The 14,888-nt window shown below is 54.9% G+C and carries 12 protein-coding genes and 1 pseudogene; all 13 read right to left on the bottom strand.

What is annotated here, in order from left to right; genetic code table 11:
• Positions 1-272: 272 nt before the first annotated feature.
• The 13 genes and pseudogenes from SD71_RS12035 to SD71_RS11975 all read right to left on the bottom strand — a co-directional run bounded on the left by SD71_RS12035 (position 273) and on the right by SD71_RS11975 (position 14,868).
• Entirely contained in the window at positions 273-1,175 is a 903-nt protein-coding gene (locus SD71_RS12035) for a carbohydrate ABC transporter permease (protein ID WP_041063068.1), read from the bottom strand.
• Between the two features lies 1 nt (position 1,176).
• Positions 1,177-2,493, bottom strand: coding sequence for an ABC transporter substrate-binding protein (locus tag SD71_RS12030; protein ID WP_041063066.1), 1,317 nt, complete (start codon positions 2,491-2,493; stop codon positions 1,177-1,179).
• 52 nt (positions 2,494-2,545) lie between these two features.
• Positions 2,546-3,514, bottom strand: coding sequence for a serine hydrolase domain-containing protein (locus SD71_RS12025; protein WP_052476194.1), 969 nt, complete (start codon positions 3,512-3,514; stop codon positions 2,546-2,548).
• A 13-nt stretch (positions 3,515-3,527) separates the two neighbouring features.
• Positions 3,528-4,385: a MurR/RpiR family transcriptional regulator gene (locus tag SD71_RS12020; protein ID WP_041063061.1), complete on the bottom strand. Its 858-nt coding sequence runs from the start codon at positions 4,383-4,385 to the stop codon at positions 3,528-3,530.
• A gap of 144 nt (positions 4,386-4,529) precedes the next feature.
• Positions 4,530-5,671, bottom strand: a pseudogene (gene ald, locus SD71_RS12015) (alanine dehydrogenase).
• 39 nt (positions 5,672-5,710) lie between these two features.
• Positions 5,711-7,177: a CoA-acylating methylmalonate-semialdehyde dehydrogenase gene (locus tag SD71_RS12010; protein WP_041063059.1), complete on the bottom strand. Its 1,467-nt coding sequence runs from the start codon at positions 7,175-7,177 to the stop codon at positions 5,711-5,713.
• 30 nt (positions 7,178-7,207) lie between these two features.
• On the bottom strand, positions 7,208-7,456 hold the full coding sequence (locus SD71_RS12005; protein ID WP_041063056.1) for a hypothetical protein: 249 nt from the start codon (positions 7,454-7,456) through the stop codon (positions 7,208-7,210).
• A 12-nt stretch (positions 7,457-7,468) separates the two neighbouring features.
• Positions 7,469-8,896, bottom strand: coding sequence for a dihydropyrimidinase (gene hydA, locus SD71_RS12000; RefSeq protein WP_041063053.1), 1,428 nt, complete (start codon positions 8,894-8,896; stop codon positions 7,469-7,471).
• A gap of 32 nt (positions 8,897-8,928) precedes the next feature.
• A complete protein-coding gene (gene preA, locus SD71_RS11995; protein WP_041063050.1) occupies positions 8,929-10,200 on the bottom strand; it encodes an NAD-dependent dihydropyrimidine dehydrogenase subunit PreA in 1,272 nt (423 codons plus the stop codon).
• A gap of 14 nt (positions 10,201-10,214) precedes the next feature.
• Positions 10,215-11,561: an NAD(P)-dependent oxidoreductase gene (locus SD71_RS11990; protein WP_041063047.1), complete on the bottom strand. Its 1,347-nt coding sequence runs from the start codon at positions 11,559-11,561 to the stop codon at positions 10,215-10,217.
• A 24-nt stretch (positions 11,562-11,585) separates the two neighbouring features.
• Positions 11,586-12,467: a nitrilase-related carbon-nitrogen hydrolase gene (locus SD71_RS11985; RefSeq protein ID WP_041063044.1), complete on the bottom strand. Its 882-nt coding sequence runs from the start codon at positions 12,465-12,467 to the stop codon at positions 11,586-11,588.
• 4 nt (positions 12,468-12,471) lie between these two features.
• Positions 12,472-13,743, bottom strand: a complete 1,272-nt coding sequence (locus SD71_RS11980; RefSeq protein WP_152619428.1) for a M20 family metallo-hydrolase — start codon at positions 13,741-13,743, stop codon at positions 12,472-12,474.
• Between the two features lie 45 nt (positions 13,744-13,788).
• Positions 13,789-14,868, bottom strand: a complete 1,080-nt coding sequence (locus SD71_RS11975) for an ABC transporter substrate-binding protein (protein ID WP_052476193.1) — start codon at positions 14,866-14,868, stop codon at positions 13,789-13,791.
• Positions 14,869-14,888 lie beyond the last annotated feature (20 nt).

Raw genomic sequence — 14,888 nt, 5'->3', positions numbered from 1 at the left:
CCTCGTCTTAACGGCAAGAAAACTTGTGCGTCTGGTCGATGTGCTGCTACGCAACGGCCAACTCTACACGCCTCGAAGGAAGGTGAATCGCGAAGAGGAATAACGGCCTCCTTTGCCAAAGTCCTTTATGAATTCCCAGTAAAAATCTGGTATTCAACCTCATTTTCTGCTGGGCTTGGTTTGATGCGTCTATTTTCTTTGACTCGTGCGCACTATAGCCAAGAAAATTTCCAATTCTCACGAATCAGGGACTTGACATCATACCGCAGGACTTAATGCTCCACTTCTTTGCTGCGAACGAAATTCAAGTATGCAGCCGACAGCGCGGCGATAATGAAGAACATGACGACCGCAAGCGCCGATCCGAGTCCGATCGCGAGTCCGTCACCACCCGAGTTGCCGCCGAATGCAGTCCGGTAGAAATAAACGGCCAGCGTATCGGTGGAGTGATAGGGCTCCCCTTGCGATCCTTGCATGGCATACACCAGCTCGAACGCCTCGAAAGCCTGTATGAACGTGAATACGGTAATGATCGTAATCGACTGCATCATCATCGGAATAATGATCGTTCTAATCAGCCTGAACCCCCGCACACCGTCCAGCTTTGCCGCTTCCACGATTTCGTTCGGAATGCCCTGGAGACCTGCAAGCAGGATAAGCACCGCAAAGCCGATACCGAACCAGCTGTTAACCAGAATGATGGACACGAGCGCCGTTGACGGATCGCCAAGCCAAGGCTGGGCCCATTCGCCCAAGCCCGCTTTTTTCAGAACGACATTCAGCACCCCGAAATTCGGATTCAGGATGAGCTTCCAAAGGAAGCCGACCACAATGACAGAGAGAAGCCGGGGAAGGAAGAACGCGATCTTGAACCACTGTGCCCCTTTGATCTTGGTGTATAAAATATAGGCGAGTACAAAGGCGATGCCGTTCTGGGCAATCATTTCCAAGACAAAGTAAAACACGTTGTTCTTGAGTGCGTTCCAGAACAAATCGTTAAAGGGCTCGACCGTGAACAAGGTTACAAAGTTGTCGAGCCCGATGAACGCCCCCCGCTTCAGTCCCTGCCAGTCGAAAAAGCTGTAGCCGAATGCCGCGAATATCGGATAGACGATAAACAGCACATAAAAGGCCAAAGCAGGGACAGGAAACAGATGGATCCATGAACGTTTCATATCATTTTTTCAGCCAGGTGTCCGCGCTCTTCTGCACTTCGTCCGCCACTTGCTTTGGAGTGAGGGAACCGAGATACATCGCCTGCAGGTTCGTTTCAAGAACCGATTTCGTCGTCGGATTGCCTTGGTTGAAGTACACGACTGAAGCGTACGGTGTGGCAATCGTGTTCGCATATTCCGATAATTGCGATACGATCGGATCTGTCGCCGTAACTCCTTGAAGCGTACTTGGCTTCTTCAATTCGTTGACGACAAGCGTTCCGAATTCTTTGGTCGTCATGAATTCCACGAACTTAAGCGCCTCTGCCTTATTCTTCGACTTCGCGTTAACTGCGAATGAACCGTCTACCCATGTCGTAACGGTAGCTTTGCCGTCTTTGCCCGGCACCGGGAATACGCCCAGCTCAAGCGCCGGATTCGCCTTTTGCATCACTGCAAGTTCCCAATCGCCCATCACGAACATGCCGGCTTGCTCGGTGACGAAAAGATTGCGAATGTCGTCCATGCCGAGTCCCTCGTAATTTTCCGGAAAATACGGAGTGAGGTCCTTCATCATCTGCAGCGAGCTGACGTAACCTTCGCTCTGGAAGTTCGTTTCTCCGCTTAATACTTTCGTCGCAAAATCGCTGCCGCCGTAAAACTGAGGCGCAAGCGCTCCATGAGTGAGAGACAGAAGCCAGCCTTCCTTCGAACCGAAGGCGAATGGGGTAATGCCTTTCGCTTTCAGCGTCTCGGCAGCTTTGATCATGTCGTCCCATGTTTTCGGAACTTCAATGTTATTTTCTTTGAATATTTTGACGTTGTAGAAAACTTGTGTCGAGCTGTACACGGTAGGCACTCCGTACACTTTACCGTCGGTGCCTGTAGCTGCGGCCAGCGTATCCTTCGAGAAGGTGTCCAAGCCCTTGATTTGACCGTCGAGAGGCTCGAGGAAACCCGCGTCCGCCAATTGGCGTCCTGCCGCATAAGGACGCAGCTGAATAATGTCCGGCCCTTCTCCGGTTTGCAGAGCGGTATTGAGTATCGTGTTGTATTCTGTATTCTTGGAAGGATTAAATACGATTTCTACATTCGGATTTGTCGCATTGTATGCCGCGATGATTTTCTCATAAGCTTCACGGTCTTCCGTACGCCAGCTGCCGATCGTCAGCTTCGCCTTCTCACCCGATGCTGAAGGCGTGGGGCTGACGCTTGCCGTATTCGTGCTGCTCCCGCTCGCTGCAGGGCTCGAGTTATTGCCGTTACCTCCGCCGCATCCTGCGAGCACAGTGGTGATCAATACAAAAACCGCTAGAAGCACATGGAATCTTTTTGTCATTTGTGTTCCTCCTTGACAGATTCTTATTTATTCAAATCCCTTGACCTATACGTCAGTCAAAAAGGGAAGCGAATATAGCATCATGCATGCCGGGTCGAAGCTTGCGAATCCGGTTATCCCGGCCGAAGTGCACCGCATTGCTGAACACCACCGCCGATACCCGTTTGACAGGGTCGATCCAGATGCTGGTTCCGGTGAACCCTGTATGACCGAAGGTTCCAGGAGACCAGCGTGTGCCGCAGCCGACCGGCGGGCTCAGGCCGTATACTTCCCAGCCGAGAGCGCGTCCGTGTCCCAAATGCCGCACACTTTGCTTCATCAAATCGGCCGGCAGAACCGTCTGCTCTTCGGGGTGCAGCCAAGCCTCTGCGTATGTACTCATATCCGCTGCGGTAGAGAACAGTCCCGCGCTTCCACAAATCCCACCCATTTGCACGCTTTTCTCGTCATGCACCTCTCCTTGAACCGGCTCTCCATCCACATATTCCGTCGGAGCGATCCGATCCCGGAGTGCCGGCGGGGGACGGAACATCGTTTCTTTCATGCCGAGCGGCTGAAAGACCTGCTCGGTCAGGAACCGGTCCAATCTTTGTCCGGACACCCGCTGAACGATTTCCCCGAGCAGAATCATGCCGAGATCGCTGTACACCATACGGGTGCCAGGCTCGCTGAGCGGCTGCTGATCCAGAATCAAAGCGAGCACATCGCGTGAAGCGTTCCGTGGGGCGTACGGCAAATCTGCGGGAAGTCCCGATGTATGTGTCAGCAGATGAAGAATGGTTACAGCGGCGTCATATCTGAACTCAGGGATGTAGCGGCTGACCCTGTCGCTGAACTTTAACGCCTCTCTTTGCGCGAGAATGAGCAATCCCGGCAATGTGGCCGTCACTTTAGTCAGTGAGGCAAGATCGTATATCGTATCTGCACGGCTGTTCCCGAACGAGGTGCGATAATGGAATTTCTCATGCCTGATATCTACTGCCGCGCCGGGCAGAAGACCGTCCCCGATCCAACCGCGCATCAATCGCTCCCACTCAAACATTGCTTTTAGAGATTCGAACGGCTTTGCGCGTCCGGTCCAGAGAATCGATGCTTTCCTCGTAATGGCTGCCCGCGATTCCGACATACAGAATGTCGATCACGTTCAGCTGCGCGATCCTCGACGCCATCGCTCCGCTTCGGATGCTCTGTTCCAATGAGCTGGTGAACAAATGAATGTCTGCCTGGGCAGAAACAGGATTGTTGCTGAATTTAGTCAGACTGACGACTGTAGCGCCATTCGCTTTTGCAATGGATAACGAATCAATAATGTCCCGCGTCTCCCCCGAGTATGAAATGCCGAAAGCGACATCGCTTTCGATCATATTGGCGGCCAATGTCGCCTGACCGTCGAAGCCGAAAGCCGCCTCGCACCATCTGTTGATCCGCGACAACTTTTGCCTGAAGTCTTCGGCGATGACAGCGGAAGCCCCCACCCCGAACAAAGCGATTTTACGGGCGGAAGTCATTACCCGGATCGCCTTCTCCACCTCCTCGTCGGAAAGTACGGACAAGGTGTCCTCAATGGAGAGCATGTTATTGTAAGAAATGGATCGTATGAGCGAATCCGTTGATCCTCCCACCTGAATCTCCTGATAGGTAGAGGGTGTCTGTTCCGAATGAACCAGATCTCCTGCTATACGCAGCTTGAGCTCCTGAAAACCTTTGTAATTGAGTGACCGTGATAAGCGAATGATCGTTGCTTCACTGACGCCGGCCTCACCCGCCAGTCTCTGAACGGAGTATTTCACGATCTGCTCCGGCTTGCTGAGAATGTACTCCGCCGCTTTTCTCTCCGTCGGCTTTAACGTGGACAACCCTTCTTTAATGCTGATAAGTCCGCCCTTCAACATTAAAATCGGCTCCTTATGTAAGCGCTTCTCCTATCTATTCTAAAATGAAATTTCATTTTGTAAATACTTTTTTGTAATTTTATTTCATAAATGCAAAAGGAAAAGCCTGCTCAAGCGCGGCCTGGGCAGGCTTCAATTCGTTCTTCAAGCGGTCAATATGGATCCTTGAAGCAGTGCCTGTATATCGGTATACGGATAGCCATGCGCTTCGGCTACCGCCTGGAAGGTAACCTTTCCTTCCGCGACGTTAATCCCTCTAGCCAGCGCGCGATTATCGATCGCCGCACGCTTGTAATTCTTGGTCGCGATCTGCAGCCCGTAAGGCGTCGTCACGTTGTTCAAAGCGATCGTGGACGTTCGCGCCACCGCACCCGGCATATTGGCTACGGCGTAATGGATGACCCCGTGTTTCTCATACGTCGGCGCGTCATGGGTGGTGATGCGGTCGATTGTTTCGATGGATCCGCCTTGGTCGATAGCCACGTCAACGATGACCGAGCCGGGACTCATCGTTTTCACCATTTGCTCGGTAACCAGACGGGGAGCCCGCGCACCCGGAATCAGAACGGCCCCCACCACGAGATCCGCTTGCTGCACCGCTTCGGCTATGTTATGCGGTTATGCGGATTGGACATTACGGTTTTGAGCCGGCCTTGGAAAAGGTCATCCAGCTGGCGAAGGCGTTCCGGATTAATATCAAGAATGCTGACCTCCGCCCCCATTCCAAGGGCCATGCGTGCAGCGTTCGTCCCGACGATCCCGCCGCCTACCACCGTTACTCTGCCCGGCGCGACACCAGGAACACCGCTCAGCAATACCCCTTTGCCGCCGTTTGCCTTTTCAAGGAATCGGGCGCCGATCTGAATGGACATCCGCCCCGCCACCTCACTCATTGGAGTGAGAAGCGGCAAGCTGCCGTTGTCCAGCTGTATCGTCTCATAAGCGATTGCCGTATCTTTGCTCTGTACCAGCGCTTTCGTCAGCGCCGGCTCCGGTGCCAAGTGCAGATACGTATACAAAATCAGGTCTTCACGGAAATATACATATTCTTCAGGCAGCGGTTCTTTCACTTTGACGACCATCTCCGCAGACCAAGCGTCCCTTGCGGCCGGCACAATCCGTGCCCCGGCGTTCTTGTAATCTTCGTCGGAGAACCCGACCCCTGTGCCGCATTCGGTTTCGACAACGACTTCATGCCCCTGCTTCACGTAAGACAGAACGGATGCGGGCGTCATGCCGACCCGGCTTTCGTTGTTTTTGATTTCCTTCGGAACCCCGATAAGCATATAAAGCCTCCTTAGACCCATAGACAGCTGACGCGTGCATCAATAACGTGCGGTAACCATTTTTTTACGCGTGTAAAATTCGACGCCATCCTTGCCGTTGGCATGGAGGTCGCCATAAAAGGAATTCTTGTATCCCGAGAACGGAAAGAATGCCATGGGCGCCGGCACACCGAGATTGATTCCGAGCATGCCGGCATCAATTTCTTCGCGGAATTGGCGAACCGCCCGCGCGCTGTCCGTGTATAGACAAGCGCCGTTAGCAAATGCAGACCGGTTCGCAATTTGGATGGCTTCCGTCAGGTCCTGCGCACGCATGACCGAAAGAACGGGAGCAAACATTTCATCGGTCCATATTTTCATGCCGGGCTGAACGTGGTCGAAAATCGTCGGTCCTACAAAATAGCCTTCACCTGAGGTGGCCGTATCCGTTCTCCCGTCACGAGCGAGCAGGGCGCCTTCGCCTTGTCCGATTTCAATATAGCGAATGGTGCGCGCCTTGTTTTCCTCGCGGATGAGAGGACCCAGAAACACGCCGTCGTCCAAGCCGTTGCCGATCGTAATGTCGTCGGCCGCCTGCACGAGCCTCTCTACCAGGGTGTCCGCAATATCTCCGACAGCCACGACGACGGAAGCCGCCATGCATCGTTCGCCTGCACCGCCGAATGCGGCGCTTACAATATTCGTAACGGCGTTATCCAGGTCGGCGTCAGGCATGACGATCGAATGGTTCTTGGCGCCCGCCAGCGCTTGAACCCTCTTACCGTTAGCCGCTGCAGTCTTATAGATATACTCCGCCACAGGCTGCGAGCCGACGAAGGATATCGCACGTACGTCCTCATGCTCAAGCAGGCCGTTGACCACATCGCGGCTGCCATGTACGATGTTCAGCACCCCGTCCGGGAGCCCCGCTTCCTTCAACAGCTCCGCCAGCCTGCAAGCGAGCACTGGCGTCCGCTCGGAAGGCTTCAACACGAAAGTGTTGCCGCATGCTATGGCGAGAGGGAACATCCAGCAGGGCACCATCATCGGAAAATTGAAAGGCGTAATGCCGCCGACCACGCCAATCGGGTAACGGTACATGCCGGACTCGATGCCGGTGGCGATGTCCGGCAGCTGGCTGCCCATCATCAAGGTAGGTGCCCCGGCGGCGAATTCGACGCATTCGATGCCCCGCTGAACTTCCCCGTAGGCTTCGGTGTAGCTTTTGCCGTTCTCGATCGTCACCATGCGGGCGAGCTCTTCCCAGTGCTCAACCAGCAGCTGCTGATAGCGGAACAGAATTCTCGCCCGTCTCGGCACCGCCGTTTTGCTCCATTCCGGGAACGCGCTGCGGGCGGCCGCGACCGCTTGATCCAGATCAGCGCGATTCGACAAGGGCACTTTGGCGATGACTTCCCCTGTCGCCGGATTGGGCACTTCCTCATATTGGGAAGAGCTTGAGCTGACCCACTGTCCGCCGATGTAATTTTTTAGCGTGCCGAACATCGTTTGAATCGTATTCTCCATTTTCAGCAAACCTCCTAATCTATCGATCCGTTAAGAGACGGAACTCACGCTGGCTGATGACGCCCGCAATTGTGCGATCAACACAGACCCCAAATATTTGCGGCCATCCGCAGTCAATAATCGCAGCTCTTCGATCTCCAGCGTCCCGTCGCCCGAAACCCGCTCAAATCGGACGTCATCCCCATCGAGCAATTCCGTAACCTTCGTTACGCGGTAGCCCTTTGCAATCAAATCGTTAATCGTCGCTTTTTCTTTCATATATTCATGCCAGCTGGACATAAGCATCCTCCTTCAGCGTGAAGCCGAGATCGTACGGGACTCGGGCGCAGGCGGCTCGGAAGCGGCAAACCTGTTTCTCCGCAGATACTGCCCCGATCCGGCTTTACCGACGAACTGTTTATCACGGATGACGAATTGTCCGCGGGAGAGCACGGATACAGGCTCCCCTGTCACCTTCATGCCTTCGAAGGCGCTGTAATCCACCGCCAGATGATGGTTCGCCACAGAAATCGTTCGTTCGGCATTCGGATCGAACAGTACGAGATCCGCGTCGCTGCCGACCGCAATCGTTCCTTTGCGCGGGAATAAACCGAACAGCTTGGCACTTTGAGTCGCAATAACATCCACGAACTGGTTCAGGCTCAGCCTGCCTTTGCGCACGCCTTCCGAGTAGAGAATGGTGAACCGATCCTCAATGGTCGGGCCGCCGTTCGGGATTTTAGAGAAGTCTCCCCTTCCAAGCTCCTTCTGCCCTTTGAAATCAAAGGAGCATTGGTCGGACCCGACCGTCTGCAGCTCGCCGCTCTTAAGCGCGTTCCACAGAACATCCTGATTCTCCGGCTTCCGCAGAGGCGGCGACCACACATACTTCGCGCCTTCGAAATCCGGCTTCTCCAAATACGACTCATCCAGCACCAGATACTGGGGACAGGTTTCCCCGTACACACGGAACCCTTTGCTACGTGCTTCCGCAATTTGCCGCACCGCCTGCTCGCATGTCACATGCACGACATACAGCTGGGAATCGGCAAGCGCAGCCAGCTTGGCCGCACGTCCCGTCGCTTCACCTTCGAGCTCCGGAGGCCGAGTTCTCGCATGGTAGATCGGATCGGTGTTTCCTTCGGCCAAAGCTTCCGTAATCAGATAGTCAATGACGTCGCCGTTCTCGGCGTGCACCATAACAAGCGCGCCATGCTTCTTAGCCGACAAAAGCGTCCGGTATAAAGTGCCGTCGTCCGCCTGGAAAACGTTTTTATAAGCCATGAAGACTTTGAGAGACGTGATGCCTTCTTTTTCAATGATTTCAGGCAGCTCCGCAAGCACTTCATCATTCGTTTCCGAGATCATCAGATGAAAGCTGTAATCGATCACGGCGCGGTCCTTGGACTTGGCGTGCCAGGTTTGCACGGCGTCGCTGAGAGGTGCGCCTTTGGAGGTCAAGCAGAAGTCGATCACCGTTGTCGTACCTCCGAAAGCAGCGGCGATCGTGCCGGTCTCGAAATCGTCCTTCGTGGTCGTACCTCCGAAAGGCATATCCAGATGCGTATGCGGGTCGATCCCGCCGGGAAAGACATACAGCCCTTCCGCATCGATGACTTCCGCATCGGATGATTGCAATTGCGCGCCTATGGCTGTGATCCGCTCGTCCTCGATCAGAATGTCACCCTTGTAGATGTCGGCAGCGGTGACGATCGTTCCGCCCTTAATGAGCTTTTTCAAGGTTAACTGCCTCCTTTGCCTTATTTACTGTGCTAGTTGCCGGAACCGACTGCAGACAGTGCTTTGACGCGTTCGTTCCACGTCATCGGTTGAGCTTCAGGCGGTACTTCGACCATGGAGATCACACCGTCCACCGGGCAGACGATGGAACAAAGATTGCATCCGACGCAGTCGTCTTCCCGGACTTTCAAGTACGGCTTGCCTTCCACATCCATATGGCGCTCGATGCATTGGTGGGAAGTGTCTTCGCAGGCGATATGACACTTATTGCAATTGATACATGTCTCCGTATTGATGCGGGCGACGATGCGGTAGTTGAGATCCAGATCTCCCCAGTTCGTATATTTGCTGACGGACTTGCCGATCAGCTCGTCAACGCTTGTGAGTCCTTTCTCGTCCAGATAGTTGCTCAAGCCGTCGATCATGTCTTCAACGATCCGGAAGCCATGGTGCATGGCTGCGGTACAGACTTGAACGCCGGTGGCGCCCATCAGAAGGAACTCGGCCGCATCCTTCCATGTCGACACGCCGCCAATGCCCGAGATGGGCACGGTAACCTGCGGATGGCGGGCGCACTCCGCCAACATGCTTAGAGCAATGGGTTTAACCGCCGGACCGCAGTACCCGCCGTGGGCCCCTTTGCCGGCGACCTGAGGGATCGTGTTCCAGGAATCCAGATCAACCCCCATCAAGCTGTTGATGGTGTTAATCAAGGAAATGGCATCCGCTCCGCCTTGAACGGCGGCAACAGCCGTAGCCGTAATATCCGTGATGTTAGGAGTCAGCTTCACGATGACAGGTGTCTGGGCGGCCTCTTTCACCCAGCTGGTCTGGGCTTCGACCAGAGCAGGCACCTGACCGGAAGCCGAACCCATGCCGCGCTCGGCCATCCCGTGCGGACAGCCGAAATTGAGCTCCAAGCCGTCTACGCCAACCGCTTCCACCCGCTTCACGATTTCATGCCAGGCTTCACGCTTCGGTTCTACCATTAACGATACGACCAGGGCATGGTTCGGAAACATTTTTTTCGTTTCATAGATTTCCTTCAGGTTGACCTCTAGCGGGCGGTCCGAAATGAGCTCAATGTTATTAAAGCCGGCTACCCGCTGGTTGCCGATATTGTAACCTCCGTAACGGGAGGTCGTGTTAATGACGAGGCTCCCCAGCGTCTTCCACACCGCGCCGCCCCACCCGGCATCGAACGCCCGCTGCACTTGATAGCCCGTATTTGTCGGCGGGGCGGAGGCAAGCCAGAACGGGTTCGGTGAACGAATGCCGGCCAAATCGGTTCTTAAATCTGCCATATCTCTCAGCTCCCTTATGCCGTTTCGGCGGTTTGCCGGTTTAACTGCCTATGAATCTCGTGAGCGGTCAATTTGCCTTGCTGGGCAGCGCTGACAACCATCGCTTCCCCTTGGCCATGGCCGAAAATGACATCGCCTGCTGCGTAAACCTTCGGATGGGAAGTGCGATACGTACGAGGATCGACTGTGACGACGCCCTTGTAATGATCCAGGCTGAACGCTTCAATTAGTCCGAGCAGCCGCGTTTGTCCGATCGCTTTAATGACCGCATCCACTTCCATCAGAAATTCCGAGCCTTCGATCGGAACCGGAACGGGGCGTCCGTCTTTACCCGCTTCGGAGAGCTCCATCCGCACGCATTCCAGATGGGTCACTTTACCCGATTCATCCCCGATAATCCGCTTGGGCGCGGTCAGCCATCTGAATTCGACTCCATCTTCTTTGGCGAAGCTGTATTCGAAGTCGTAAGCCGTCATTTCACTGCGTGTGCGGCGGTAAGCGATTTTGACGTTGCCCGCTCCGAGACGCACCGAACAGGTGGCGGCATCGATCGCCGTATTGCCCGCACCGATGACAACTACGCGCGCGCCGTCCATATCGCCGGTGAAAGCATCCGTCTTCACACTCTCGATCAGATCGATCGCATCGTATACGCCTTCGAGATTTTCGCCTTCAATGCCGAGGTTAGGCACCTGCCCCATCCCAACAGCCAGTACCACAGCGTTATACTTTTCGAGCAGCTGCTCCGGCTGAACATCCACACCCACACGTACGCCCGTCCGGATTTCTACACCCATCCGGCTGACCTGCTCGGCTTCCCATAAGGAGATTTCCTGAGGCAAACGGAAGGATACGATGCCGTAAGTATCCAATCCGCCGGGCTTATCTTTCGCTTCGTATATTGTCACCGAGTAACCGAAGCGCGCCAGTTCCCGAGCCGCGGATAAGCCTGCGGGTCCGCTTCCGACCACCGCCACCTTAAGCCCGTTGCTCGGCCCCGGCGCAAACAAGCGCTCGCCGCTTTTGATCGCCGCATCCGTCGCAAAACGCTGCAGCATACCGATCGCAATCGGCTCAGACGCGTCATTCAGCACGCAAGCCCCTTCGCAAAGCTGTACTGTAGGGCATACACGCGCGCAGGAGGCTCCGACCGGGTTGGCGTCCATGATGACTTTCGCGGAGCCCTTCAAGTTGCCGGTGGCGATTTTCTTGATGAACGACGGAATGTTGATTCCGGTCGGACAAGCCGTGATGCATGGAGCGTCGTAACAGAAAAGACAGCGGTTCGATTCGTCCATCGCCTGAGTAGAGGTAAAGCCGGGATACACTTCAGCAAAATTGTGCCGCAATCTGTCATCCATCGAATAAGCTCCTCCTTTTTCAGCTTACAGCCGGGCTAGCTCCTGGTACGTTTCAGGCCGGCGGTCCCGATAGAATTGCCAGCTTTCGCGAACTTCACGGATCAGGGATTTATTCATTTGCCCAATGACGACCTCATCCTTGTCGCGGCTGCCTGTCGCCACGAAATTCCCCCGCGGGTCTACCAGATACGACTGCCCGTAGAACTCGCCCATGTTCCAAGGCGCTTCGAAACCGACCCGGTTAATCGCTCCTACGTAATACCCGTTGGCAACCGCATGGGCGGGCTGCTCCAATTGCCACAAGTATTCCGACGTTCCGGACACGGTAGCCGAGGGATTCAGTACGATCTCCGCCCCGTTCAGGCCAAGCATGCGGGCTCCTTCCGGGAAATGCCGGTCATAGCAAATATAGACGCCGACTTTAGCGAACGCGGTGTCGAACACCGGATAACCCAAATTGCCGGGCTTAAAATAGTACTTCTCCCAGAAGCCGCATCCCGCGCCGCCTGCAGCCACATGCGGAATATGATGCTTCCGGTACTTGCCGAGCAATGCGCCGTCCGCGTCGATAACGGCGGCCGTATTGTAATAGGTCGCGATTCCTTCGCGCTCGTAGATCGGCAGCACAATGACGATGCCATGCTCCTTCGCGACTTCCTGGAACTGCTTCACCGTAGGGCCGTTCGGAATTTCTTCAGCAGCGTCATACCATTTCGGCGTTTGTTCGGCGCAGAAATACGGGCCGTAGAAAATCTCCTGCAGGCAGACGATTTGGACTCCTTTGGCCGCGGCTTCACGGACAAGCCCCAAGTGCTTCTCGATCGCTTTCTCTTTGTGAACCGCGACAGGCTCGTCGCCATGCACATCATGTTTCGCTTGAATGAGACCGATCGTTACCGTATCCATAACTTCACTCTCCTTGCGCCGAGGAGGCGGCTGTCTTGCGTGAAGCCATCTCCAGTGCCATGTGGTACAACAGCTCCGTCCCGAGCGATAAATCTTCAATCGACGCATATTCTTTGGGATTATGGCTGATGCCGTCTTTGCAGCGGACGAATATCATTCCGTAATCGCACACATAAGAAAGGACCAGCGAATCATGGAACGGGCCGCTCATCAATTCCGGAGGCGTCAGACCCATCTTGGCCGCGCCGCGTCTCATTCCCTCCATAATGGCAGGTGCGCAGTACCGCGGTTCGCTGTTCGTATCCTCTGTGATTGTATAGGTGAGCCCGTGTTCCGCTGCAGTGCGGTCGATCTCTTCCCGCAGCAGCATTTCCAGTCGGTTTCGCCGGCTAAGCTCGATATCTCTCAAATCCACAGTAAAGCGGACTCTCTCAGGAATGATGTTGCGAGAATCGGGAAATACCGAGAGAGAACCAACCGTTCCTACAGTCGGCGCCCCCGGCTCGCTTGAAGCGAGTTCATTGAGCGCGAGGATCACCTTAGCTGCTCCTACGAGCGCATCTTTCCGCATCGGCATCGGCACGGAGCCGGCATGGCCGGCGAATCCTGTGAACTCAACGGTCAGCCACAGAGGGCCGGAGATGCCGGTTACGATTCCGATCGGCTGATCGAGCGATTCCAGCACGGGCCCTTGCTCAATATGCAGCTCGAGAAAAGCACCGATTTGTCCCGGACGATAGCGTGAGCTCTCGAACAGATCCGGGTCGCAGCCGAAGTCTATCAACGCCTGCCTGCGTGTGATGCCGTTCTTGTCGGTACGTTCCAGCTCCCCGTCTTCCAGCTTGCCTAGGATGCCGCGAACGCCGAACAGCCCTTTGTTGAACCGGCAGCCTTCCTCATCGCAGAATGCCGCAATCTCCACGGCCATCTCCGGTACGAATCCTTGCTCCTTGAAGGTTTGGGCCACTTCCAGCGCTCCAAGCACACCGGCCGGCCCGTCAAATCTTCCTCCATACGGCTGGCTGTCTATGTGAGAGCCCATCATCAAGACGGGGGCGTCCGGGTTTCTCCCTTCCATCCTGCCGATGAGGTTGCCGAATGCGTCGACACGGGCTTGCAGGCCCGCCTCCTCGAACCAGCTTTTTACGAGATCCACCGCTTCTCTGTCTTCCTTGGACAACGTCAGCCGGCATACTCCGGTTTCTCCGATTTTGCCGATCTGAGCCAAGCGCTGGATGCGGCCTTCAAGCCGCTGTGAATTGATGTTCAGCTTCATCGCAGGCACCTCGATCACTATCGATTTTGTGTCGGATCAATGCTTCTATTTCTTCATTGCCATATCTACGATTTCGTTCGTATAAGCTTCCTGCAGGTTAGCGGCTTTCTTGATGATTCCAAATTGGAGGGCGATATCAGCCGTTTGCTTGAATTTCGCGTCGTCCGTGTACCCCATCTTCTCCAGATCAAAGCCCTGCGGAGCAACCAGTTTGGCGACTTCCTGCATCATCGTCAGCTGATGCTCCCGGGTAGAACTGCCTGCTTCCGCAGATTTCATGACCATATCCACTGCGGCCTCCGGATTCGCGATCGCTTCCTTCCAGCCTTTAATGGAAGCGCGGACAAATTTGGCCGCCGTCTCCTTGTTGTCAGCGAGCCAGTCCTTGTTTGCGAACAGATTATCCTGAAGCATGGCGACCCCTTCACTGTTCATATCGATGACATTCAAATCGCTTGCCGGCACGCCTTGCTCCAGCACCACATGATATTCGTTGTAGGTCATCGCGGAGGCGGCATCCAGTTCGCCGCTCAAAAATTGGTCCATCGTAAAGCCTTGCTTCACAAACTCCAAATCTTTGTTGGGATCGAGTTTATACTTATCAAACAGCGCCAGAATCTCGAATTCGTTGCCGCCCATCCAGTTGCCGACCTTTTTCCCTTTCAAATCGGCCGGTGTATTGATACCCGAAGTTTTTTTGGTGACCAGCTGCAGGCCGCTGTTCTGATAGATTTGGGCGATCTGGATCAACGGCAGGCCTTCCTCCTGATGCGGCAGCAAACTGGCCACCCAGTCGATCCCGATGTCAGCCGCGCCGCTCGCGACTTGCTGTTCGCCGACAATGTCCGGACCTCCGGGCAGGATGGTTACGTCCAGCCCTTCCTCGTCGTAAAATCCCTTTTCCTTGGCTACGAAATACCCGGCAAATTGGGCTTGCGGAACCCATTTCAATATGAGCTTGACGGGCACTTTCTCCGCAGGAGCGCCGGAGCTTGCAGATGCGCCGCCGGACGGCGCGGATGACCCGGAAGCAGCAGGCTCGGGATCGGCCGATTTTCCGCATGCAGCCAGAATTACTAGCGTCAATACTGTCAAAAACAGAAACTTCAATTTCCTCTTTTTCATCGATTTCTGCTCCCTTCTCA

Source organism: Cohnella kolymensis, assembly GCF_000829465.1.
Lineage (GTDB): Bacteria > Bacillota > Bacilli > Paenibacillales > Paenibacillaceae > Cohnella > Cohnella kolymensis.
The sequence above is the reverse complement of the archived record's forward strand: the minus strand, read 5'-3'. Positions and strand labels throughout refer to the sequence as shown.

What these genes read in the sequence shown, in the direction of transcription:
- SD71_RS12035 (WP_041063068.1), bottom strand. Translation starts at nt 1,175, where the DNA reads ATGAAACGTTCATGGATCCATCTGTTTCCTGTCCCTGCTTTGGCCTTT.
- SD71_RS12030 (WP_041063066.1), bottom strand. Translation starts at nt 2,493, where the DNA reads ATGACAAAAAGATTCCATGTGCTTCTAGCGGTTTTTGTATTGATCACC.
- SD71_RS12025 (WP_052476194.1), bottom strand. Translation starts at nt 3,514, where the DNA reads ATGCGCGGTTGGATCGGGGACGGTCTTCTGCCCGGCGCGGCAGTAGAT.
- SD71_RS12020 (WP_041063061.1), bottom strand. Translation starts at nt 4,385, where the DNA reads ATGTTGAAGGGCGGACTTATCAGCATTAAAGAAGGGTTGTCCACGTTA.
- SD71_RS12010 (WP_041063059.1), bottom strand. Translation starts at nt 7,177, where the DNA reads ATGGAGAATACGATTCAAACGATGTTCGGCACGCTAAAAAATTACATC.
- SD71_RS12005 (WP_041063056.1), bottom strand. Translation starts at nt 7,456, where the DNA reads ATGTCCAGCTGGCATGAATATATGAAAGAAAAAGCGACGATTAACGAT.
- preA (WP_041063050.1), bottom strand. Translation starts at nt 10,200, where the DNA reads ATGGCAGATTTAAGAACCGATTTGGCCGGCATTCGTTCACCGAACCCG.
- SD71_RS11990 (WP_041063047.1), bottom strand. Translation starts at nt 11,561, where the DNA reads ATGGATGACAGATTGCGGCACAATTTTGCTGAAGTGTATCCCGGCTTT.
- SD71_RS11985 (WP_041063044.1), bottom strand. Translation starts at nt 12,467, where the DNA reads ATGGATACGGTAACGATCGGTCTCATTCAAGCGAAACATGATGTGCAT.
- SD71_RS11980 (WP_152619428.1), bottom strand. Translation starts at nt 13,743, where the DNA reads ATGAAGCTGAACATCAATTCACAGCGGCTTGAAGGCCGCATCCAGCGC.
- SD71_RS11975 (WP_052476193.1), bottom strand. Translation starts at nt 14,868, where the DNA reads ATGAAAAAGAGGAAATTGAAGTTTCTGTTTTTGACAGTATTGACGCTA.